The organism is Streptomyces sp. NPDC038280 (assembly GCF_055600045.1).
The window spans coordinates 503,976-525,096 of the sequence record NZ_JBVJYZ010000002.1 but is presented as its reverse complement, the minus strand read 5'-3'; the positions used below and the strand labels follow the sequence as shown (position 1 = coordinate 525,096).

General features: G+C 70.7%; 17 protein-coding genes and 1 tRNA gene. 15 read left to right on the top strand and 3 right to left on the bottom strand.

The window, feature by feature from the left end; genetic code table 11:
• Positions 1 to 90 precede the first annotated feature (90 nt).
• The 4 genes from ACZ7J0_RS07490 (at position 91) to ACZ7J0_RS07475 (ending at position 7,547) form a co-directional block, all read left to right on the top strand.
• Positions 91 to 2,163 carry a glycosyltransferase family 4 protein gene (locus ACZ7J0_RS07490; protein WP_470884897.1) on the top strand — a complete coding sequence of 691 codons (2,073 nt, stop codon included), beginning with the start codon at positions 91 to 93 and terminating at the stop codon, positions 2,161 to 2,163.
• 232 nt (positions 2,164 to 2,395) lie between these two features.
• Positions 2,396 to 3,895: an SDR family NAD(P)-dependent oxidoreductase gene (locus tag ACZ7J0_RS07485; protein ID WP_470884895.1), complete on the top strand. Its 1,500-nt coding sequence runs from the start codon at positions 2,396 to 2,398 to the stop codon at positions 3,893 to 3,895.
• 138 nt (positions 3,896 to 4,033) lie between these two features.
• A complete protein-coding gene (locus ACZ7J0_RS07480; RefSeq protein WP_470884894.1) occupies positions 4,034 to 6,121 on the top strand; it encodes a hypothetical protein in 2,088 nt (695 codons plus the stop codon).
• Between the two features lie 196 nt (positions 6,122 to 6,317).
• On the top strand, positions 6,318 to 7,547 hold the full coding sequence (locus ACZ7J0_RS07475; RefSeq protein ID WP_470884892.1) for a glycosyltransferase family 2 protein: 1,230 nt from the start codon (positions 6,318 to 6,320) through the stop codon (positions 7,545 to 7,547).
• A 64-nt stretch (positions 7,548 to 7,611) separates the two neighbouring features.
• On the opposite strand, the gene ACZ7J0_RS07470 is transcribed toward ACZ7J0_RS07475, so the two are convergent.
• The gene (locus ACZ7J0_RS07470) at positions 7,612 to 9,648 is read right to left on the bottom strand and encodes a hypothetical protein (protein WP_470884891.1); all 2,037 of its coding nucleotides are present in this window, start codon (positions 9,646 to 9,648) and stop codon (positions 7,612 to 7,614) included.
• A 222-nt stretch (positions 9,649 to 9,870) separates the two neighbouring features.
• Here ACZ7J0_RS07470 and proB point away from each other — a divergent pair, with 222 nt between their 5' ends.
• The 5 genes from proB to ACZ7J0_RS07445 all read left to right on the top strand — a co-directional run bounded on the left by proB (position 9,871) and on the right by ACZ7J0_RS07445 (position 14,936).
• Positions 9,871 to 10,998 carry a glutamate 5-kinase gene (gene proB, locus ACZ7J0_RS07465; RefSeq protein ID WP_470884890.1) on the top strand — a complete coding sequence of 376 codons (1,128 nt, stop codon included), beginning with the start codon at positions 9,871 to 9,873 and terminating at the stop codon, positions 10,996 to 10,998.
• 154 nt (positions 10,999 to 11,152) lie between these two features.
• Positions 11,153 to 11,662, top strand: a complete 510-nt coding sequence (locus ACZ7J0_RS07460) for a hypothetical protein (RefSeq protein WP_470884889.1) — start codon at positions 11,153 to 11,155, stop codon at positions 11,660 to 11,662.
• A 98-nt stretch (positions 11,663 to 11,760) separates the two neighbouring features.
• On the top strand, positions 11,761 to 13,044 hold the full coding sequence (locus tag ACZ7J0_RS07455; RefSeq protein WP_470884887.1) for a glutamate-5-semialdehyde dehydrogenase: 1,284 nt from the start codon (positions 11,761 to 11,763) through the stop codon (positions 13,042 to 13,044).
• Positions 13,045 to 13,161: 117 nt separating this feature from the next.
• Positions 13,162 to 13,770, top strand: a complete 609-nt coding sequence (locus ACZ7J0_RS07450; protein ID WP_470884885.1) for an SCO2584 family spore wall biosynthesis protein — start codon at positions 13,162 to 13,164, stop codon at positions 13,768 to 13,770.
• 92 nt (positions 13,771 to 13,862) lie between these two features.
• Positions 13,863 to 14,936 (top strand): SCO2583 family membrane protein, encoded by a 1,074-nt coding sequence (locus tag ACZ7J0_RS07445; RefSeq protein ID WP_470884883.1) that lies wholly within the window; start codon positions 13,863 to 13,865, stop codon positions 14,934 to 14,936.
• A gap of 31 nt (positions 14,937 to 14,967) precedes the next feature.
• Here the strand turns inward: ACZ7J0_RS07445 and ACZ7J0_RS07440 are convergent, their stop codons facing one another.
• The gene (locus ACZ7J0_RS07440) at positions 14,968 to 16,029 is read right to left on the bottom strand and encodes a M48 family metallopeptidase (RefSeq protein WP_470884881.1); all 1,062 of its coding nucleotides are present in this window, start codon (positions 16,027 to 16,029) and stop codon (positions 14,968 to 14,970) included.
• 256 nt (positions 16,030 to 16,285) lie between these two features.
• Here ACZ7J0_RS07440 and ACZ7J0_RS07435 point away from each other — a divergent pair, with 256 nt between their 5' ends.
• The 6 genes from ACZ7J0_RS07435 (at position 16,286) to ACZ7J0_RS07410 (ending at position 20,175) form a co-directional block, all read left to right on the top strand.
• Complete coding sequence (locus tag ACZ7J0_RS07435; protein ID WP_470884880.1) at positions 16,286 to 16,447, top strand: hypothetical protein; 162 nt, start codon at positions 16,286 to 16,288, stop codon at positions 16,445 to 16,447.
• Positions 16,448 to 16,500: 53 nt separating this feature from the next.
• Positions 16,501 to 17,118, top strand: a complete 618-nt coding sequence (gene nadD, locus ACZ7J0_RS07430) for a nicotinate-nucleotide adenylyltransferase (RefSeq protein WP_469118502.1) — start codon at positions 16,501 to 16,503, stop codon at positions 17,116 to 17,118.
• A gap of 19 nt (positions 17,119 to 17,137) precedes the next feature.
• Positions 17,138 to 18,880: an LCP family protein gene (locus tag ACZ7J0_RS07425; RefSeq protein WP_470884878.1), complete on the top strand. Its 1,743-nt coding sequence runs from the start codon at positions 17,138 to 17,140 to the stop codon at positions 18,878 to 18,880.
• 67 nt (positions 18,881 to 18,947) lie between these two features.
• Positions 18,948 to 19,379, top strand: coding sequence for a ribosome silencing factor (gene rsfS / locus ACZ7J0_RS07420; RefSeq protein WP_468705843.1), 432 nt, complete (start codon positions 18,948 to 18,950; stop codon positions 19,377 to 19,379).
• Positions 19,376 to 20,029, top strand: coding sequence for a histidine phosphatase family protein (locus ACZ7J0_RS07415; RefSeq protein WP_468706263.1), 654 nt, complete (start codon positions 19,376 to 19,378; stop codon positions 20,027 to 20,029). Before rsfS ends, ACZ7J0_RS07415 begins: the two co-directional genes overlap by 4 nt.
• Before the next feature lie 73 nt (positions 20,030 to 20,102).
• A tRNA-Ala gene (locus tag ACZ7J0_RS07410) sits at positions 20,103 to 20,175 on the top strand.
• Between the two features lie 21 nt (positions 20,176 to 20,196).
• On the opposite strand, the gene ACZ7J0_RS07405 is transcribed toward ACZ7J0_RS07410, so the two are convergent.
• Positions 20,197 to 21,087: a helix-turn-helix transcriptional regulator gene (locus ACZ7J0_RS07405; RefSeq protein ID WP_470884876.1), complete on the bottom strand. Its 891-nt coding sequence runs from the start codon at positions 21,085 to 21,087 to the stop codon at positions 20,197 to 20,199.
• Positions 21,088 to 21,121: the final 34 nt, after the last annotated feature.

The following is a 21,121-nucleotide window of genomic DNA, read 5'->3' as shown; positions in this document are numbered from 1 at the left end:
TGTCAAGGGGTGGCGCGCAACCTACGGCACCCGGCGCCCGTCTAGTAACGCGGGGTGAGGCGAGGCGCCCGCCCATTGAACGGAGCGTTGATGAAGATCTCCTTCCTCATCCACACGATTTACGGCATCGGTGGGACCATTCGCACCACGCTGAATCTCGCGGAGGAACTCGCCGACCACCATGAGGTGGAGATCGTCTCGGTCTTCCGGCACCGGGACATCCCTCTGTTCACCATCGACCCGCGCATCACCGTCGTCCCGCTGATCGACACCCGCCCCTCCTCGCCGACCTGCGAGAAGGAGCACCCGGACCACCTGAAGCCCGCGGAGTTCTTCCCCCGCGCCGAAGCGCGCTTCAAGGAGTACAGCGGACTCACCGACGAGCGGGTCCGCGCCCACTACGCCGCCTCCGACGCCGACGTGGTCATCGGCACCCGGCCGGGTCTGGTCGCCTACGTGGCGCAGTTCTCGCCCGAGGGTGCCGTGCTCATCGGCCAGGAACACATGACGCACAACCACCACAAGCCGGTGCTCCGTGAGCAGATGCGCCCCCATCTCGCCGCGCTCGACGCCTTCGTGACGGTCTCCGAGGGCGACGCCGCCGTGTGGCGCGAGCGGATGTCCCTGCCCGACACCCGCGTGCTGTCCATACCGAACAGCATCCCCGAGCCCACCGTCGCCCCCTCCGACCTGGAGGGCACCACCATCGTCGCCGCCGGCCGGCTGGACCGCGGCAAGCAGTACGACGTCCTCATCGACGCCTTCGCCGAGGTCGTCGCCGTCCGCCCCGAGTGGACCCTGCGCATCTGCGGCTGGGGCACCGACAAGGACCGGCTGCGCGCCCGGATCGACAAGCTCGGCCTGAACAACAGCGTCCTCCTGATGGGCCCGCGCTCGCCGATCGAGCCGGAGTGGGTCAAGGGCGCCATCGCGGCCTCCACCTCCCGCCACGAGTCCTTCGGGATGACGCTGGTCGAGGCGATGCGCTGCGGTCTGCCGGTGGTCAGCACCGACTGCGACTACGGCCCCCGCGAGATCATCAAGGACGGCGAGGACGGTCTGCTCGTCCCCGTCGGTGACGCCGGCGCGGTCGCCCGGGCGCTGCTGAAGCTGATCGACGACAAGGAGCTGCGCCACCGGATGGGCGCCGCGGCGATCGTCAACTCCCGCCGTTACGACCCCGGTTCGGTGACCAAGCAGTACGAGGACCTCTTCGCCGAGCTCGGAGCCGGGTCCGCCCAGCGCACCGCCCCCGTCAAGGCGTCCGGCGCCGCGGAGGGGCCGGCCGCCGGCGCCTTCGCGCCGATGGCGGACTGTGTCGCCGAGGACGACGGCTCCCTGACCGTCACGATGGTCGCCCCGGAGGCCGCCGTCGCGAAGTACGAGGGCCTGCGGCTCGTGTGCACGCCGATGCAGGGCGACGCCGACGAGCGGGCCTTTCCGTTCGGCGCGGACGGTACGGCCACGATCCCGGCCGGCGCGGACCTCGCCGAGGGCCACTGGATGTGCCACGCCGACCACCCCGCCTCCGGCCGACGGGTCGGCATCCTCGCCCGCGCCGTCGACCAGCGCGGTTCGCTCGCGGTCCGGGACCGGCTGACCCCGGGCGCGGGCTTCCGCCACCTCGTGCCCTACCGACGCGCCCCCAAGAACCACCTGGTCCTGCGCTCCTGGACACGCGAGCTGCACGCCGAGGCCGGTGACATCGACGTCAGCCTCCGTGACGGGCGGCTGACCGTCTCCGGTCGGCTCGTCGGTCCGGCGACGCCCGGCGAACGGCCCGAGCTGGTGCTCCGCCGCCGCGGGGAGGACTCCGGCGAGGAGCTCGTCCTCCCCGGGACCCGGGTCGGCGAGAGCGGTTTCCGGGCCACGGTCCCCGCGGAGGCCGTGGTCGACCGCCGGCGCGGCGAGAAGGACGCCTGGGACATCTGGCTGCGCCATGCCCCCGGCCAGGAGCCGCTGAGGGTCGGCAGGGTCCTCGACGACGTCGTCCTCAAGGGCACCGTCTTCGTCTATCCGGAGCCCCTCCTGCACCGGCGGCGCCCGCTGCTGACCGTCCGCCGGGCGCTGCGCAGGATCCTGCGCAAGCCCCAGCTCCTGCTGCGCGTCAAGCTCGCGTACGACGCCGACAACGCCCTGGTCCTCCATGTCCTCGACGCGTGAGCACCCCGTGCGCAGGACGAGGGCGGACCGCGCTCGTCACGGCCCGCGCTACTGTCGTGCGGGTGTGGCATCGGTCACCCGGCCGCCTCAGGGCGACCCCCGAACGTCCCTGGCCACAAGGTGAACACTCCGTGTCCGGGCGGTGTGGCGCGGCCGGTGCCCGCCTTGCGAGACGGTCACGGAGAGTGCGACCATCACATCGTCCCCCAGCCAAACCGAGGTAGGTCGTTCTGTGTCTGTGCCGCATGAAGGCAAGCCCCGCACCACCGCAGTCGTGCTCGCCGGGGGTACCGGCCAGCGTGTGGGACTCGCGATCCCGAAGCAGCTGCTGAAGATCGCGGGCAAGGCTGTCATCGAGCACACGCTGGCGATCTTCCAGCAGGCGGACTCCGTCGACGACGTGATCGTGCTGATGGCCCCGGGGTACGTGCCCGAGGTCGAGAAGATCGTCGCGAAGGCCGGGCTCACCAAGGTCACCCGGATCATCGAGGGCGGCGCCACCCGCAATGAGACCACCGAGCGCGCCATCGCCGCCCTCGGCGAAGGGCTCGCGGAGGGCGAGGACCGCAACGTCCTCTTCCATGACGCTGTCCGTCCGCTTCTGTCACAGCGTGTAATCAAGGACTGCGTCGACGCCCTCGAGCGCTACCAGGCCGTCGATGTCGCCATCCCGTCCGCGGACACGATCATCGTGACCCGCACCCACGGCGAGGACGGCGAGTTCATCACCGACGTCCCGGACCGCTCCCGGCTGCGCCGCGGCCAGACGCCGCAGGCCTTCAAGCTCTCCACCATCCGCAGGGCGTACGAAGTCGCCGCCGGGGACCCCAACTTCCAGGCCACCGACGACTGCAGCGTCGTACTGAAGTACCTGCCCGACGTGCCGATCTGCGTCGTCGCGGGTGACGAGTACAACATGAAGGTGACGCAGCCGGTCGACGTCTTCATCGCCGACAAGCTCTTCCAGCTCGCCTCCACCGCCGCGCCCAGCCCGGCGGACGAGGCCGGCTACCGCGAGCTGCTGTCCGGCAAGACCCTGGTGGTCTTCGGCGGTTCGTACGGCATCGGCGCCGACATCGCCGAGCTGGCCGAGGAGTATGGCGCCAAGGTCTACGCCCTGGGCCGCTCCACCACCGGCACCCATGTGGAGAACCCCGAGCACGTCGACGACGCCCTGTCGAAGGCGTACGCGGAGAGCGGCCGGATCGACTACGTGATCAACACGGCCGGTGTGCTGCGCATCGGCAAGCTCGCCGAGACGGACAACGCGACGATTCAGGAAGCGCTGAACGTCAATTACCTGGCACCCGTCCACATCGCCCGCGCCTCGTACAAGTATCTGGCGGAGACCAAGGGACAGCTTCTGCTGTACACCTCCTCCAGCTACACTCGCGGCCGCGCGGAGTACAGCCTTTACTCGTCCACCAAGGCGGCCATGGTGAATCTCACCCAGGCACTCGCCGACGAATGGGCGGGTGACGGAATCCGGGTGAATTGCGTCAATCCTGAGCGCACCGCAACCCCTATGCGTACGAAGGCATTCGGTCAGGAGCCCTCGGGTTCGCTGCTGTCTTCCGAGGCCGTGGCCCGGACCTCGCTGGACGTGCTGCTCTCCGAAATGACCGGTCATGTCATCGACGTACGGCAGCAGGACCCGACCCGTGAAGCCTCCGAAGCGTCCGGATTCGAGCAGGCCCTGGCCTCCGTCCTGGATCGCCAGGAAGATGTGTAATACTCAATAGATGTGCTTTATCGGGCCTCTGCAGTCGCCAATATGCGAATGCAGAGGCCCGAGTTCGTGAAGCTCAGTCTTCACGAGACCTCCCCTCGATGTGAATAAACCGGCACCCCCCTCTGGAGCAGGTTCTTCGTGATTTCGACCGCCATCCGCCTGGCACGCGTGGGCAGCGGGACCGAGTTGGCCGCCGCAGTCCTGATGGGACTCGGCTATCCATGCGTCATGCTCGCCGCGCTCATCCCGAACCTCTGGTTCTTCGCGGTGGCCGGTGCTGTGACCTATGTCGCCGACTGGTATCTGCATCAGAAGGACAGCTATCTCATCAACCGGCTCGGCAAGGTCCGCGCAGGCCTCCCGATCCGGTTCCTCGTCCGCCAGTTGCTGCTGATCCTGCTTCTCGCCCGGGAGAACCTCGCCGAGCAGCCGATCTTCTACGCCGCGGTCGCCGGCTTCCTGATCTTCTACGGCCTCCAGGCCCCGCAGGGCGCGCTCGCCACCCTCATCCGCCTGCGCCGCACCATGCCGGTCGTCACCCGCAACGTCGACCTGCACGGGGTACGCATCCCGGACGCCCCGCCGAAGGCGCTGCTGAACCGCTCCGCCGAGAAGATGCTCCATCTCGACGTCCCGGCCATGGCCGGCGTGATCTACGCGGCCTCCACCGGCGAGGACATCGCCGCCTACGCCGGCGTCGCGCTCACCCTCGGCCTCGGCCTGCTCTACACCCTCGTGCTCATCCCGTACCTGCGCCGCGGCCGCCGCGTCCCGTCACCGTCCGCGGTGATGAAGACCGTGCAGAACTGGCTCCGCGAGTACCAGCCCACCGTCGTCCTGTACTTCTCCGGCTCCGACGAGTCCGCGTACCAGGTCAACATGTGGCTGGAGACCATGGAGCAGACCGAGGGCCGCCCGCTGATCATCATGCGGGAGCGGACCCTCGTGCCCAAGCTCGCCGCCACCTGCGTCCCGATCATCTGTGTGCCGGGCGGCACCCATCTGATGCAGCTCGATCTGTCGACCGTCCGGGTCGGGCTCTACGCCGCCAACGTCGGCAAGAACATCCACATCCTGCGTGTGCCGACCATGAAGCACGCGTTCATCGGGCACGGCGACAGCGACAAGCTCGCCAGCGTCAACCCCTTCTCCAAGGTCTACGACGAGGTCTGGACGGCCGGCCGGGCCGGCCGCGACCGTTACGCGCTGGCCGACGTCGGCGTCCGCGACGAGGACATCGTCGAGGTCGGCCGCCCGCAGCTGGCGCCGATCAAGACCTGGACCGGGACGCCCAAGAACCCGATCCCGACGATCCTGTACGCCCCCACCTGGGAGGGCTGGGACGACAACCCCGGCAACACCTCGCTCCTCCTCGCCGGCGAGAACATCGTCCGGCGGCTGCTGAACGCCGAGAAGCCGGTCCGGGTGCTCTACAAGCCGCACCCCTTCACCGGTCTGGTCAACCGCAAGGCCAAGGCCGTCGACGCGCGCATCCGCACGATGATCGCGACCGCCGCCGCCGAGCGGGCCACCGAACCCCGCTGGGCCAAGGAGGCCGCGGCCGCCCGCGCCGAACAGGAGGCGGCCCGCGCCGAGCTGGCCCGTGTAGAGACGCGGCTCACGACACTCGCCGCCTCCGTACGCAAGAACGGCGACGAGTCGGAGGAGTCCCGGGTCTCCCTCGCCGACCCCCAGCGGCTCGCCGAGAGCAAGCGGCTCCGGGCCGAGTGGAACGACGCGTACTGGCGCGCCTTCGGCTGGTGGGAGCACAGAGCCATCACCGGCTCCGAGCCCAAGCTCTACGACTGCTTCAACGAGGCCGACGGCATGGTCTCGGACATCTCCAGTGTCGTCTCGGACTTCATCGCGAGCGGCAAGCCGTACGCGGTGACCGACTCGGCCGAGCTGGGCGCCGACGAGTTCCGCCGGCAGAACACCGCCGTGCGGGCGGCCGTCCTCCTCACCAACAGCGCCGCGGAGATCGGGGAACTCCTCGACGCGGTCGCCGACCCGGCCGCCGACCGTCTCGCCGCCGACAGGCGCGAGCTCAAGGAGTACCTCCTCGGCCCCGACGAGCCGTCCTCCGTGGAGCGGTTCAACGCGGCACTGCGGGCGCTGGCGGCCAAGGCGGAGGCGCGCAACGCCGGCGTGGACCAGCGCCTGAGCGCGGCGCCGCCCGTCGAGCCCGAGCCGCCCCTGCAGGCAGAGGCCCCGGTGGCCGGCTGAACACGGCGGCCGGCGGCCCGCCGTCCGAGAGGTGAAGCCGGCCACGCGCCGACGGTGAAAGCCCGCGCACATGACCCGTACGCACCTTCGAAAGAGGGTCGCCTACGGGTCTTTGTGTTTGGCGATACGCGCATGTCACACTCCAGGGTCACGAACGAGCGTCCTTTTCCCCACCGGCCGTGGTAGCTAGGTACCGATGACTGAGATCTCCCCGCGCGATGTCAGCACCCCCGATGTCAGCGTGATCGTGGGGGCGTACGAAGCGATGCCCTATCTGGTGAAGTGCCTGGAGTCCGTGGAGACTCAGACACTCGGCGCCGAACGCATCGAGATCGTCGCCGTCGACGACGGCTCGACGGACGGCACGGGGGAGTACCTCGAGGAGTTCGCCGCGCGCAGCGCCGTACCCACCCGGGTGGTGCGGCAGGCCAACTCCGGTGGCCCCGGCGGCCCGCGCAACAAGGGCCTGGAGATGGCCCGCGGCCGCTATGTCTACTTCCTCGACGCCGACGACTACTTCGGCGAGGAAGCGCTGCGGCGCATGGTCGAGATGGGCGACCGGGCCGGCACCGATGTCGTCCTCGGCAAGGTCGTGGGCGTCAACCGCGATGCCGCCAAGTCGATGTGGAAGCGGACCGTCGAGCGCGCCGACATCTACACCTCCAACGTCAAGTACACGCTCAGCGCACAGAAGTTGTTCCGGCGCTCGCTCCTCGTCCGGCACGGCATGCGGTTCGACGAGTCGATGCGGACCGGCGAGGACGCGCTGTTCACCATGGAGGCGTATCTGCGCGGCTCCGGCGTCTCGGTGGTCGCCGACTACACCTGTTACTACCTGGTCGGCCGCGACGACGGCAAACACGTGACCAGGAGCGTCGGTTACGAGTCGCGCTTCCACTCGGCGAAGGCGCTGATGGAGCTCATCGCGGCGCATGTGCCACCGGGGGAGCGCCGCGACCTGTTGATGGTCCGTCCGTTCCTCACCACCGTCCTGCCGCAGTTCGGTCTCGGCGTGCTGACGTATCCCGACGACGTCATGAGCCACAAGCTGGAGCTGGCCGCCCCGCTGATGAAGGCGTACTGGACGCCGGGCCTGGCCCGGCGGGTGAAGCCGGCCGAACGGCTGCGGCTCACCTGCGTCGCCGAGGGCCGGGTGGCGGAGCTCAAGGACGTGACCGCGTTCCTGAAGAAGGGCGAGGCCCCCGAGCGAGTGCGCTCGCTGGGCCGTGTCTTCCTGGCGTATCCGCACTTCCGCGACAAGGCCTCGGGGCTGCCGGACGAGGCGTACGAAGTCTTCGACGCCCCCGCCCACGGCCCCGTCGGCCGGGCCCGCCGCCTCGCCGGGCGGGTGCTGCGCCGCGTGCGCCGCGAGACCCGGGGACGCCTCGGGCGCCTTCTCCCGGACCGCCGACGGGGCACCGCGTAGCGAGTACACGAGGGGGCGGGGAGCGCCGCGTTTCGGCGCTCCCCGCCCCCTCGGATTACTTGCTTCAGCCCACGCGCGGGCTGGGCGTCTGCGCCGCCGGCCTCGGCGACGGGACCGGTGTGCGGTTGCGGTGCGCCGCCTTGGCCCGCAGGTTCTCCACGGCCGCCGCGAACCGCACCGGCGACGGCGGGTCCGCCGGGCCGAGGAGCTGCTCCTTCAGTTCCGCCCGGACGTCCCGCAGGGCGTCCTTGGCCGGGTCGCGGACCGTCTCCAGAAGCGCCGGCACGCCCTGTCCGTCCGGCGTGAGGACCGTCGCCGCCCGGACGGTCGGGAAGACCGCCCGGAACTCGTCCTCCGGCAGTCCGCCCGTGTTGGCCACCGCGTACGGCTTCCCGCTCGCCAGAAAGTCGCAGACGACCGACGACACATCGCTGATCAGCAGGTCGGCCTGGTTGAAGCAGGAGTACAGGCCGGGCCGGGCCTCGCTCACCACCCGGTGCTCGCCCGGCGCCAGCGACGCCCAGTACGCGTCCTCCCAGGCCGCGGTCGCGCGCGCCACCTCGGCCGCCCTGCCCGGCGCCGGGGCGCCCTGCCGGAGCATCCGCTCCACCCCGTCGGCCCGGGACGGGAAGACCTCGTCGGTGGTGCGCGCCAGCTCCGCCGCGGACGGCTCCGGCGGCGTGGTGCCCCCGGCGCCCGGCCCCTGCTGCCGCCGCTGCGCCGCCATCCGCACCAACTGCTTGATCCGCGCGTTCGCCGCAGCGGCCCGCGGATCCACCGACCCCGTCATGGGATGCGGCTTGTACAGCAGCCGCACGCCCGGATCGGCGAGCAGCGCCCGCACCAGGTTCTCGCCGGCAAGGATCACCGAGGTGTTGCCCGGGTCGTCCGTCCACCCCTCCCACGTGGGGGCGTACAGCACCGTCAGGAACCGGCCCACCGGAGGCCCCGCGTAGGGCAGCACCGGAGCCAGCTGCGGACGGCCGATCTCCACCACGTCCCGGTCGTCGACACCGACCTCCGCCAGCGCGTACCGCTCGCGCGCGGCGGGCCCGGCCACCCACACCTCGTCGTAGGCCTTGGCGTACGGGTTGCAGCTGGAGAGCTTGTCGCTCTCGCCGTGGTTGACGAAGGCGTGCTTGATGCTGGGAATCCGCAGCACCTGCGAGGTCTTGCCGGAGTTCGCCGGGTGGATCAGCACTCCGAGCGTGGACTGTTCGAGCCGCATCAGATGCGCGACCTTGGGGACGCAGATCACGGGGATGTCGGTCGCGCCGATCTTCTGCATCATGAACCGCTCACGCAACACGATCACCGGCCGCCCGCCGAGCTCGGCGAGCGGTTCCAGCCACATGTTCGCCTGGTAGGCGGAGCTGGTGCCGCCGGAGAAGTACATCCCGACCGTCGGGCGGTACTCCGCCAGCCAGCGGTCGAACCAGGCCAGGACCTCCGCCTCGCCCGCCGGACGCCTCCCCGGCAGCAGCCGGACCACCAGCACCGCGAATCCCGTTCCTGCCAGCAGCACCGAGACCACGACACCCGCCCCGGCCCACACTCCGGCGCCGGTCAGCGCAGCCGCCACCAGACCGGCCGTCGCGGGCAGCCCGCAGGCCAGCAGCCGGGCGCCGGGATGGCGGTTCAGCAGCGCGGGCGGCGCGGTGGACAGCCGCAGGGCCGAGGCGTCGATGTTCCGGGTCAGGACCGGGAGCGTCCGGGTGCGGCGCACCTTGGCGGACGCCCCCTGGCAGGCGAAGTGCAGGGCGTAGCAGAGCAATACTCCGTAGCAGAGCGGGAGATAGAGCAGCCCTGGACCGTACCGTTCCAGATTCATCAGCCCCGCCACCAGCAGCAGGTCCCGCAGCAGATGCCGGACGGGCACATCCGCCCGCGCCTTCGACAGGACCCGGCTCAGCCCCCGGTGGCGGCGGTGGATCAGTACTTCCAGGGCGAGCCCGGCCGCGGTGGACACGGCGAGCAGTACGGCGTCCGGCCCTACGGCACCGGCGACCTGCCCCGCGAAGGCGGCGCCCAGTGCCGCCAGCGGACCCAGTCGGCGCGCGGCCGCGCGGGCATGCCGGACAGAACGTCGGACAGTTGACACGGGTGCTCCACGGGGACGAGGGCGGGACCGGACAAGGAGCCAAACGAGCCATCGTGGCCGACTCCCCGCCGCCGTCGTGAAGTTCACCTGAATCGACCCGATTCGAGAGGAAGGTTTACGACTTTCGTCGCTCTGTGTTGACCTCGCCGGATCGGTCGCGGTCCTGTCCAGCGACTGAAATGGACGAGCGCCGTCCGTCGGCCCTTGGATAGATTCGCCCATGTGACAGTGGCAAGGCAGTACGTGACGGAAGCCCGCAGGATCGTCGTCAAGGTTGGTTCGTCCTCCCTGACCACCGCGTCGGGCGGCCTCGACGCCGATCGTGTCGACGCCCTCGTGGACGTACTCGCCAAGGTCCGCAGCGGCGGCGAGAAGGAGATCGTGCTGGTCTCCTCCGGCGCCATCGCCGCCGGTCTCGCACCGCTCGGGCTCGCGCGCCGCCCCAAGGACCTGGCCCGCCAGCAGGCCGCGGCCAGCGTCGGCCAGGGCCTGCTCGTCGCCCGCTACACCGCCTCCTTCGCGCGCTACGGCGTCAGGGTCGGCCAGGTGCTGCTCACCACCGACGACACCAGCCGCCGCGCGCACTACCGCAACGCCTACCGGACCCTCGACCAGCTGATCGAGATGGGCGCCGTCCCGGTCGTCAACGAGAACGACACCGTGGCGACCGACGAGATCCGCTTCGGCGACAACGACCGCCTCGCTGCCCTGGTCGCCCATCTCGTCCGCGCCGACCTGCTGGTCCTCCTCTCCGACGTCGACGGCCTGTACGACGGCGACCCGGCCAAGCCCGGCACCGCCCGCATCGCGGAGGTGACCGGACCCGAGGACATCTCACATGTCGAGATCGGCAGCGCGGGCAAGGCGGGCGTCGGGACCGGCGGAATGGTCACCAAGGTCGAGGCGGCGCGCATCGCCGCCGCCGCCGGAATCCCGGTCGTCCTCACCTCGGCCAGCCGCGCCGCCGACGCCCTGGCCGGCCGCGACACCGGGACGTACTTCCACCGCACCGGCCGCCGCTCGGCCGACCGGCTCCTGTGGCTCGCCCACGCCTCCACCCCGCAGGGCGCGCTGATCCTGGACGACGGGGCCGTGCGAGCCGTGGTCGAGGGGAAGAAGTCGCTGCTCGCGGCCGGTATCGCGGCGGTCGAGGGCGACTTCGTCGCCGGCGACCCGGTGGAGCTCAGGGACGCCCGTGGCCAGGCCGTCGCCCGCGGCCTGGTCAACTTCGACGCCAAGGAGATCCCCCAGCTCCTCGGCCGCTCCACCCGCGACCTCGCCAAGGAGCTCGGTCCGGCATATGAGAGAGAGGTCGTACACAGGGACGATCTCGTCGTCGTCCGGCCCTGAGCGCGGAGCTGAAACGGCTGAAAGTCCGGCCATCCGGTAGAGACCTTCCCCAAAACCGCCCCAAGTCCGGTCGCGGGCTGGTCAACTTTGTCTCGGGGGCAAGGCGGGGTACAGCCCTGGGTACAGCACCAACGCATCAAACAGGAGGCCGCCGGTGAGACGAGCGCGCCCGGGGGCTCTGCCCCGAGGGACGGCCGAACGTGCCCTGACCAGTGTCGAAGCCGGGGTCGACTTCGACGCCGTCGACGAGGACCGGGAGGCGGACCGCAGCAGCCATCCCAGTACGGGCCGGACGGCCCACACCCGCGGCGAGGAACGCCCGGCGTCGAAGCTCTGGCACATCACCCTCAGCGCCTCGGGCCCCGAAGCCCCGCTGAAGGACGTCAGACGCGGCCTCGAACAGCTCGCCCACGACCATCCCTTCCTGCTGACCAGCCGCTACGCCAATGATCACGCGGAGATCCGCTACTGGGAAGAGGCCCGCGACCTGCACGACGCCGCCGCCGTGGCCCTGCGGCTGTGGGGCGAGCACCGGCAGAGCGCGAAGCTGCCGCCCTGGGAGATCGTCGGCCTGGAAGTGATCGACCGCGAGACCTACCACCAGCGGATCGCCGAGGGCTACGGACCGCCACCGGCGGCCCCGGTGGGTGTCCATCCTTTCTGAGGCGCCTTGTGGCCCTTGGGGTGGGTTTCTGTCTCGGAGTGCGGGATGCGTACGGGATACGTGCGGGGTGGCCGCGCGGACGGCATTACCCTGCCAGCATGACCTCGCAGACGTCCTCCGACACTCTCTCCCCGGTCGCCCAGGCGGCGCACCGGGCCCGCGCCGCCGCCGCCGACATCGCGCCCCTGCCGCGCGCGGCCAAGGACGACGCGCTGCTGGCGATCGCCGACGCCCTCGAAGCCCGCACGGCCGAGATCGTCGAGGCCAACGCCGAGGACGTCACGCGCGCCCGAGAGGCCGGCACCAGCGAGTCCATCATCGACCGGCTCACGCTCACCCCCGAGCGGGTCCGGGCCATCGCCGCCGACGTCCGGGACGTGGCCGCCCTGCCCGACCCGGTCGGCGAGGTCGTGCGCGGCTCGACCCTGCCCAACGGGATCGACCTGCGGCAGATCCGGGTGCCCCTCGGCGTCGTCGGCATCATCTACGAAGCCCGCCCCAACGTGACCGTGGACGCCGCCGCCCTCTGTCTGAAGTCCGGCAACGCCGTCCTGCTGCGCGGCTCCTCCTCCGCGTACTCCTCGAACACCGCCCTCGTCGCCGTGCTGCGCGACGCGGTCGCCTCGACCGGTCTCCCCGCCGACGCCGTCCAGCTGGTGCCGGGCGAGTCCCGCGACTCCGTGAAGGAACTGATGCGGGCCCGCGGTCTCGTGGACGTCCTCATCCCGCGCGGCGGCGCCTCCCTGATCCGCACGGTCGTCGAGGAGTCCACCGTCCCCGTCATCGAGACCGGCACCGGCAACTGCCATGTCTACGTGGACGCGCGGACCGACCTCGACATGGCCGTCGACATCCTGATCAACTCCAAGGCGCAGCGGCCGTCCGTCTGCAACGCCGCGGAGACCCTCCTGGTCCACCAGGACATCGCCGCCGACTTCCTGCCGAAGGCCCTGGACGCGCTCGCCGCCGCGGGCGTGACCGTCCACGCCGACGAGCGGGTGCTGCCGTACGCCGACGGCTCCAAGGCGACCGTCGTGGCGGCTGTGGAGGAGGACTGGGAGACCGAGTACCTCTCGTACGACATCGCCGCGGCCGTCGTCGACTCGCTGGACGCCGCCGTGGCGCACATCCGGCGCTGGTCGTCCGGGCACACCGAGGCGATCGTCACCACCTCGCAGGCCGCCGCCCGCCGCTTCACCCAGTTGGTGGACTCGACCACGGTCGCCGTGAACGCGTCCACGCGCTTCACGGACGGTGGCCAGTTCGGCTTCGGCGCCGAGATCGGCATCTCCACGCAGAAGCTGCACGCCCGCGGCCCCATGGGCCTGCCCGAGCTGACGTCGACGAAGTACATCGTCACCGGCGACGGCCACACCCGGTGAGGAACGAGGGCGGGGAGTAGCGCGCGGTAGCGCCACGGAGCCGGAAGCGGGCGGTGAGCCTCGTCCTCTTGCCCGTTCTCCCTGCCCAAAACGCTCGCCCAGGGCTACCCTGAATCCGTGCCGGACGACGTGGGGGGCAGGCCGTTCCCGGACGGCTGGGAGCCCGACGACGACCGCGGTGGCGCCGACGAGTTCGCCTCCGTGGTGTTCGACGAGGACTTCGTCCGGGCCGCCGAGATCCATGAGCCGACCGCCGTCGAGCGGCTCCTCGCCGCCGCCCAGGCCCGCGCCGAGGCGGAGGCCGCCCGGGCCAGAGCCGGCGGCGGAGCGGCCGAGGACGAGCTCTTCGAAGACCTCTACGGCACCGACGGCTACGCCCGCCGGCGCGGCTACGACGAGGGTGTCCTGCCCGACGACTTCGACGAGTACGACGACTCCGGGCCCTACGGCCGTCACGGCGGCGCCCTGCGCCCCTACCGCGGCAGCGCCCGCTGGCACCGCCCGGTCGCCTGGGTCCTCGCCCTGGTGATGGGCGTCGGGATGGTCGCGCTCGCCTTCACCGCCGTCTACCGCGGCGCCTCCGGCAACAGTCAGGACCAGGTCCCGGCCCCGGCGACGACCGGAATCGACACCCCGAGCGCCACGCCGCCGAGGGCCGCCCGCCCCTCCGCCTCCGCCGAGTACTCCGCCCCGCCGGCCTCCGCCGCGCCCCGCCCGGGCCCCTGACACGGGCCCCGGGGACGGGCGCCGGCCGAAGTCCCGGAACTTGGCGTTCTCCCCAGCGTTTACCGAGGTCCCCGCAGACCTACCCTGAAGGTATGGCAGGGAGTGGCGACCCGCCTGAGGGGACCCCCGAAGGGCTCCCCGGCGGTGGTGAGGACGAGTACCGATCCGTCGTCTTCGACGAGTCGTTCGTCCGTGCTGCCCGGCTCCAGGAGTTCTCCGCCCAGGAGCGGATGGGCGAGCACGCCCGGGCCGTCCGCAGCCGCCCCGCGTGGCAGCCGAGAAGCGGAGCGAGACAGGGCGTCCTGCTGGTCCTCCTGATCATCCTGGCCTTCGGAACCGCCATCTATCTCGGCGTACGCAACCCCTATCTGCCCCCGCCGGACCAGCGCGCCGAGCCCCTGCGGGTCACGGTGGTCCCCCTCGAGCCCCAGGGAAAGGTGCCGGGAGGCACGCCCGAGGAGCTCTACGCGCACAGCCCCGCGGCCCAGTACCGCTCCGGCGCCGCCGGCATCAACCTCCCGGCCACCCAGCGCACCCCGCACTTCTCCGAGGGCCAGGTGACGACCGCGCTGACGATCGCCAAGGATTATCTGGCGAGGTCCTCCCTCGACCCCGACGTCCTGACCGGTGCCACGGACCGGGCCGTACGTCTCCTGCTCGACCCGGACCAGCTGGACCAGTTCGACCGGAGCGTCGCCTCCCCCTCGGACGACGGGCAGCACGCCACCAGCGGCTGGCTGGTGCGTTTCGACCCCGCCAAGGTGCGGCTGGCCGACGCCGCACCGAGGGTGCAGGGCGCCCTCCGGTTCGCCGAGACGGAGCCGGACGTCCTCGACGTGACCTCGGACCACACCTTCACCTACGCGGTACGCCCGGCCGGCGAAGGCCCTCCCACCGAGGCCTCGCTGTTCACCGTCCGCCGCGAGCTGCACTTCCGCTTCGACCGCGAAGACCTGCGGATGCACAGGGTCGAGCTGGTGACCAGCGTCGTCCAGGCCGGGCCGCAGGACTGCTCGGCGGCCGACACCTCAGGCGCCCTGCGTCCGCTGCTCGCCGGCCGTCAGGCGAGCGGAGGCGGCCCCGCGGGCACCGACCCGTACGCCACGGGCCGGGACGCCGCCTCCCTCTGCGGAGTCCTGGCTCCGAGCTCTCAGCCCTCGCCCTGACCGCCGGGCTCACCGCCCTGCCCGCGGGCTCTCAGCCCTCGCCCTGACCGCTGTCCTTGGCGCCGCCCGAGCCGCCGCCGGTGAACTTGTCGCGCAGCTTCCCGCCCAGGTCCCCCGCGCCGCCCGCTATGTCGCCCACGAGCTTCATCAGCGGATCCTTGCTGCCCCGCACCGAGTCGGCGTAGTGCGCCGCCGACTCGCGGAAGGAGTCGCTCACCGAGGTGTCCTTGTCGTCCTCGCGCCGCGGGTAGTGGCCGTCCATGATCCGCTGGTGGTCGCGGGTCTCGGACCACTTCTTCAGCTCGGCCGCGCGCACGGTCGTGAAGGGGTGCGAGCGGGGCAGTACGTTCAGAATCTTGAGCACCGAATCGCGCAGGTCACCGCCGGACTCGTACTCCTCGGCCTGGGCAAGGAACGCGTCCACGTTCATCTCGTGCAGATGGTTGCCGCCGGCGATCTTCATCAGGCCGCGCATCGAGGCCTGTAGATCCTGGCCCACCAGCAGCCCGGCCCGGTCGGCAGACAGCTCCGACTTGCGGAACCACTCCCGCAGCGCGGTCACGATCGCCATGATCGCGACATTGCCGAGCGGGATCCAGGCGATCTTCAGGGCAAGGCTGGTGAGGAAGAGCAACACCGTGCGGTAGACCGAGTGTCCCGAGAGGGCATGGCCCACCTCGTGACCGACGACCGCCCGCATCTCCTCCTCGTCGAGCAGCTCCACGAGACCGGTGGTGACGACGATGATCGGCTCGTCGAGACCGATGCACATGGCGTTGGGCTGCGGGTCCTGCGTGACGTACATCGGGGGGACCTTCTCCAGGTCCAGGATGTAACAGGCGTCCCGCAGCATCGTGTTGAGATGCGCGAACTGCGCGTCGCTCACCCGCACCGAGTCGGAGAGGAAGAGCAGACGCAGGCTGCGCTCGGGAAGCAGCCCGCTGAGCGCCTTGAAGACGGTGTCGAAGCCGCTGAGCCGGCGCAGGGCGACCAGCGCGGAGCGGTCCGCAGGATGCTCGTACGCACGGGAGGAGATACCCGGGAAGCGCTTGCGCTGCCTGCTCGGCACCTTCTCGTGGCTGCTGTCGGTCATGGATGCCCCCTGCTTTCTACGAGACCTCGGCCCGTCCCCCTGACGGCTCCCAGCCTAGGCGCTGGTGCCATGACGCGCCGGGGCCTGTGGACAACACGGACCCTGTGGACAAGTCGGGACTCGGCCGGTTCCTGCCGCACGCGGATACCGCGACTGAGAACCCCAACGACTGAGTCGGCGTGAGCGTGCCCGGACCGCCCGCATACGATGTGCGCGAAGTCTCCGCCCCACCCCCGATCGATAGGTACTGCTGAAGATGAGTCTCCCCAGCACCGCCGCCAGCCTGGTCACGCTCGCCGAGGGCGCCGAGCACGGCGGCAACCACGCCAGCCTCAGCCCGTACCTCACCGGTGGCGGCGCCCTCTTCGCACTGCTTCTGCTGCTGTGGATCACCACCCGCTTCAACCGGGACCGCTGATCCGGCGACCGCCGGGACAGGGTGCTGCCGCCGTGCCAGTAGGCTCTGCACGCATGGGAGAGCAGGAAGTGCCTACTGGTCCCGGCAAACGCCGACTCGGTGTGATGGGCGGGACGTTCGACCCGATCCACCACGGACACCTGGTGGCCGCCAGCGAGGTGGCCGCCCTGTTCCACCTCGACGAGGTGGTGTTCGTGCCGACCGGGCAGCCGTGGCAGAAGACCCACAAGGTGGTGTCTCCGGCGGAGGACCGCTATCTGATGACGGTCATCGCCACGGCGTCCAACCCCCAGTTCTCGGTCAGTCGTATCGACATCGACCGCCAAGGACCGACGTACACCATCGACACGCTGCGGGAGCTGCGCTCGCTCAACAGCGACGCGGATCTCTTCTTCATCACGGGCGCCGACGCGCTCGCGCAGATCCTCACCTGGCGGGACGCCGAGGAACTGTTCGCGCTGTCGCACTTCATCGGGGTCACCCGGCCCGGTCACGACCTGACGGACGACGGTCTGCCCGAGGGCGGCGTCTCCCTGGTCGAGGTGCCCGCGCTGGCGATCTCCTCCACCGACTGCCGGGCGAGGGTCGCGCAGGGCGACCCGGTCTGGTACCTGGTGCCGGACGGTGTGGTGCGCTACATCGACAAGCGCCAGTTGTACCGCGGCGAGTGAGCCACGGAGAGGGGCACCGGTGAACGACCAGCAGCACCCGTACGACCCGTACCAGCCGCAGCCGCGGATCATCGGCTACGACGCGTACGGGCAGCCGGTGTACGAGCAGCCCGAGCAGCCGGCGCAGTACGACCCGTACGCGCAGCAGGGGTACCCCTCGCCGGGGCAGCAGCCCCAGCAGCAGGGCTACGGCTACGATCCGGCCTACGACCCCTACGGGCAGGGCGCGCAGGGCGGCCGGCCCCAGCAGCCGTCGTACGACCCGTACGGCGGCGCTCAGCAGGGCTACGGCTACGGCCAGAGTTCCGGTTACGACACCGGGCAGCAGCAGGCGGCCGTCGACACGCCTCAGCAGTGGAACGTTCCGCCGCAGCACCACCCCGATCACCCCGGCCGTCCCGACCAGCGCGAGCCGCAGCAGTCGCCCGAGGCCCCGCCGTCCGCCGTGCCCGGACAGCGGCGCCCGGCGCCCGACGAGGACGGCGCCTACCGGACCGAGCAGTTCTCGTTCATAGAGGAGCCCGACGAGGACTCCGAGGACGTCATCGACTGGCTCAAGTTCACCGAGAGCCGCTCGGAGCGGCGCGAAGAGGCCAAGCGGCGCGGCCGCAACCGGGTCGTCGCGCTGATCGTCGTGCTGGCGCTCGCCGTCGTCGGTGGCGTCGGCTACCTCTGGTCCGCCGGCAAGCTGCCGGGTCTCTCCGGACCCCAGGAGAAGCGCGACACGGCGTCCGGCCCCCAGAAGCGCGATGTCATCGTCATCCATCTGCACAACACCAAGATGGGCGGCACCTCCACCGCGCTGCTGGTCGACAACACCACCACCAAGCAGGGCACGACCGTGCTGCTGCCCAACTCGCTCGCCGTCGCCAACGACGACGGCACCACGACCACGCTGGGCAAGTCCGTCGAGGACGACGGCTCCTCCGGCACCCGTGAGGCGGTCGGCTCCCTCCTCGGGACGAAGATCACCGGCACCTGGCGGCTGGACACGCCGTTCCTGGAGAACCTGGTCGAGCTCGTCGGCACCATCGACCTCACCACCGACACCGACGTGCCCGGTGCCAAGGCCGGTGCCGAGCCCCTGGTGAAGAAGGGTGAGAACCAGACACTCAACGGGCCCGCCGCCGTCGCCTACGCCACCTACCGCGGGCCGGGAGAGGCCGAGGCCAAGCAGCTCCAGCGGTTCGGCCAGGTCATGTACGGCGTCCTGCGGAAGATGTCCGACGACCCGAAGAGCGCGACGGTCACGGTCGAGACCCTGGCGCAGATCCTCGACCCCTCCCTGCCCGAGAAGGACCTCGGCGCCTCGCTCGCGAAGCTCGCCCAGCACGCCAAGGGCGGCGACTACACGACGGCGCTGCTCCCGGTCCAGCAGGACGGCACGCTCTCCGACGAGGCGAGCGAGAGTGTGGTCAAGGACATCCTCGGCGGCAAGGTCAGCGCGCCCGAGCAGGGCGCGGCCGTCCGGGTCGGCGTCAGGAACGGCACCGGAAACGCGGATGCCACAGAAGCGGCCCGGATCGTCCTGGTCAACGGTGGCTATGCCTTCATCGACGGCGGCAAGGCCGACACGGAGTCGTCCTCGCAGGTCATCTACGGTGCGCCGGCCCAGAAGGCACAGGCCGACGAGGTGGCCAAGACGCTCGGGCTCCCGGCCGGTGCGGTGAAGCAGGGCAAGGCGGCCGCGAACGCCGACGTCACCGTCGTCCTGGGCAAGAACTTCAAGATCAAGGGGAAGGCCGGAGCGCAGGACGACTAAAGGTTTGCCGTGCGGTCGGTGGTCCGTGAGACCCTTGAAGTCTCTGACCACCGACGAAAGCCTGCTTGTGACCGCCACGGATCGCTCCATCGAGCTCGTCAACGCCGCCGCTCAGGCGGCCGCAGACCGGCTCGCGCACGACATCATCGCGTACGACGTCAGTGATGTGCTGTCGATCACCGACGCCTTCCTGCTCGCCTCCGCGCCCAACGACCGCCAGGTCAAGTCGATCGTCGACGAGATCGAGGAGCGGCTCAACAAGGAGCTCGGCGCCAAGCCCGTGCGCCGCGAGGGCGACCGCGACGCCCGCTGGATTCTCCTGGACTACGTCGACATCGTCGTCCACGTCCAGCACAGCGAGGAGCGAGTCTTCTACGCCCTGGAGCGGCTCTGGAAGGACTGCCCCGAGCTTCCGCTCCCCGAGGACGCCCTGAAGACCCGGGGCAAGGCCGAGGAGCACGCCCAGCTCACCGGCGCCGCGGACGGTGAGCTGAGCTGAACGGCACCAAGGGCGGCACGGGCCGCCGGATCGTCCTCTGGAGGCACGGCCAGACCTCATGGAACCTGGAGCGCCGCTTCCAGGGCTCCACGGACATCGAGCTGACCGAGACCGGCGTCGCCCAGGCGCGCCGGTCCGCCCGGCTGCTCGCCGCGATGAAGCCGGACGGCATCATCGCCTCCGACCTCAAGCGGGCCGCGTCGACGGCGGGCGAGCTGGCCGCCATCACCGGGCACTCGGTCACCCACGACGCCGCGCTGCGCGAGACCTATGCCGGCGCCTGGCAGGGGCTGACCCACAACGAGATCGTGGAGCGGTACGGCGAGCAGTACGCCGCCTGGAAGCGCGGGGAGCCCGTGCGCCGGGGTGGCGGAGAACTGGAGACCGAGGTCGCCGACCGGGCCGCACCCGTCGTGCTGCGGCACGCCGAGAAGCTCCCCGAGAACGGCACCCTCGTCGTGGTCAGCCACGGCGGCACCATCCGCACCACCATCGGCCGGCTCCTCGGCCTGGATTCGCGCAGCTGGGAGAGCCTGGGCGGGCTCTCCAACTGCTGCTGGTCGGTGCTCGGCGAGGGCGCCCGCGGCTGGCGTCTCCTCGAGCACAACGCCGGCACGCTGCCCGAACCGGTCCTCGGCGACGACGACTGACCCGGATTTCACTTTCCGGCAGGTCACAGGCTAAAGTTCTTCTTGTTCGCAGCGCGGAGCGCAAAGAACACGAGGGGCTATAGCTCAGTTGGTAGAGCGCCTGCATGGCATGCAGGAGGTCAGGAGTTCAATTCTCCTTAGCTCCACAATCCCGAATCCCGTCCCCATCAGGGGGCGGGATTCGTGCGTTCCCCCGACGCACCGTCCGTCCGTGGCGTCGCGCGCAGCGTCGCGAGCGACTGCCGGCTCTCCTCGTCGTTCGGCGTGTACGCCACGATCCGGCACTCCGGCATCCCGTTGATCGACAGCGATACGGACGTCATCCGTATCTCGCCCACGTCCTTGTGCCGGAAGGTCTTCACCCGGGGCCCCTGTGGCGCCACGTCGCCGCTGCGCCAGAGCCGGGCGAAGTAGGGGCTGGCCTCGGAGAGCCGCTGGACGAAGGACTCCCAGGCCGGCTCGCCCACATGCCGGCCGTACGAGCCGCGCAGCTGCGCGACCATCAGCGGCAGCTCCAACTCCCGGTGCGCCAGCGGACAGTCGGGTTCGGGCGAGGTGAACAGCGTCCACAGCACGTTGCGTACGCCGAACCGTGCACGCCCCGGCAGCTCGAACAGGGCACGGTAGGCGGGGTTGGTCGCCAGGATGTCGTACCGCGCGTTGTAGACCACGCCCGGATGCGGATCCAGGGCGTCGATGATGCCCTGGATCTCCGGGCTGACGGTCTGCACATCGGCCGCACGGTCGGGGGCACAGGCCACCCCCGCCAGGTGGTAGAGGTGCTCCCGCTCCGGCCGGTCGAGGCGGAGCGTCCGCGCCACCGCGTCCAGCACCTGCGCCGAGGCGTTGATCGGACGGCCCTGCTCCAGCCAGGTGTACCAGGTCACGCCGACCCCGGAGAGCTGGGCGACCTCCTCGCGGCGCAACCCGGGCGTGCGGCGGCGCAGGCCGGGAGCCATGCCGACGTCCTCGGGTGTCACCCGGGCACGGCGATTGCGCAGAAAGGCGGCCAGTTCCGGCCGTCGTCGCTGCTGTGTCGGTACTGCCACTGTGGTCATACCCCCCATGGTCGAGGCCCTGTCCCGCCGTTGC

Excerpts from the sequence above, each read along its gene's own strand:
- ACZ7J0_RS07490 (WP_470884897.1), top strand. The coding sequence starts at position 91 with ATGAAGATCTCCTTCCTCATCCACACGATTTACGGCATCGGTGGGACC.
- ACZ7J0_RS07475 (WP_470884892.1), top strand. The coding sequence starts at position 6,318 with ATGACTGAGATCTCCCCGCGCGATGTCAGCACCCCCGATGTCAGCGTG.
- ACZ7J0_RS07455 (WP_470884887.1), top strand. The coding sequence starts at position 11,761 with ATGACCTCGCAGACGTCCTCCGACACTCTCTCCCCGGTCGCCCAGGCG.
- ACZ7J0_RS07445 (WP_470884883.1), top strand. The coding sequence starts at position 13,863 with ATGGCAGGGAGTGGCGACCCGCCTGAGGGGACCCCCGAAGGGCTCCCC.
- ACZ7J0_RS07440 (WP_470884881.1), bottom strand. The coding sequence starts at position 16,029 with ATGACCGACAGCAGCCACGAGAAGGTGCCGAGCAGGCAGCGCAAGCGC.
- ACZ7J0_RS07435 (WP_470884880.1), top strand. The coding sequence starts at position 16,286 with ATGAGTCTCCCCAGCACCGCCGCCAGCCTGGTCACGCTCGCCGAGGGC.
- nadD (WP_469118502.1), top strand. The coding sequence starts at position 16,501 with ATGGGAGAGCAGGAAGTGCCTACTGGTCCCGGCAAACGCCGACTCGGT.
- ACZ7J0_RS07405 (WP_470884876.1), bottom strand. The coding sequence starts at position 21,087 with ATGACCACAGTGGCAGTACCGACACAGCAGCGACGACGGCCGGAACTG.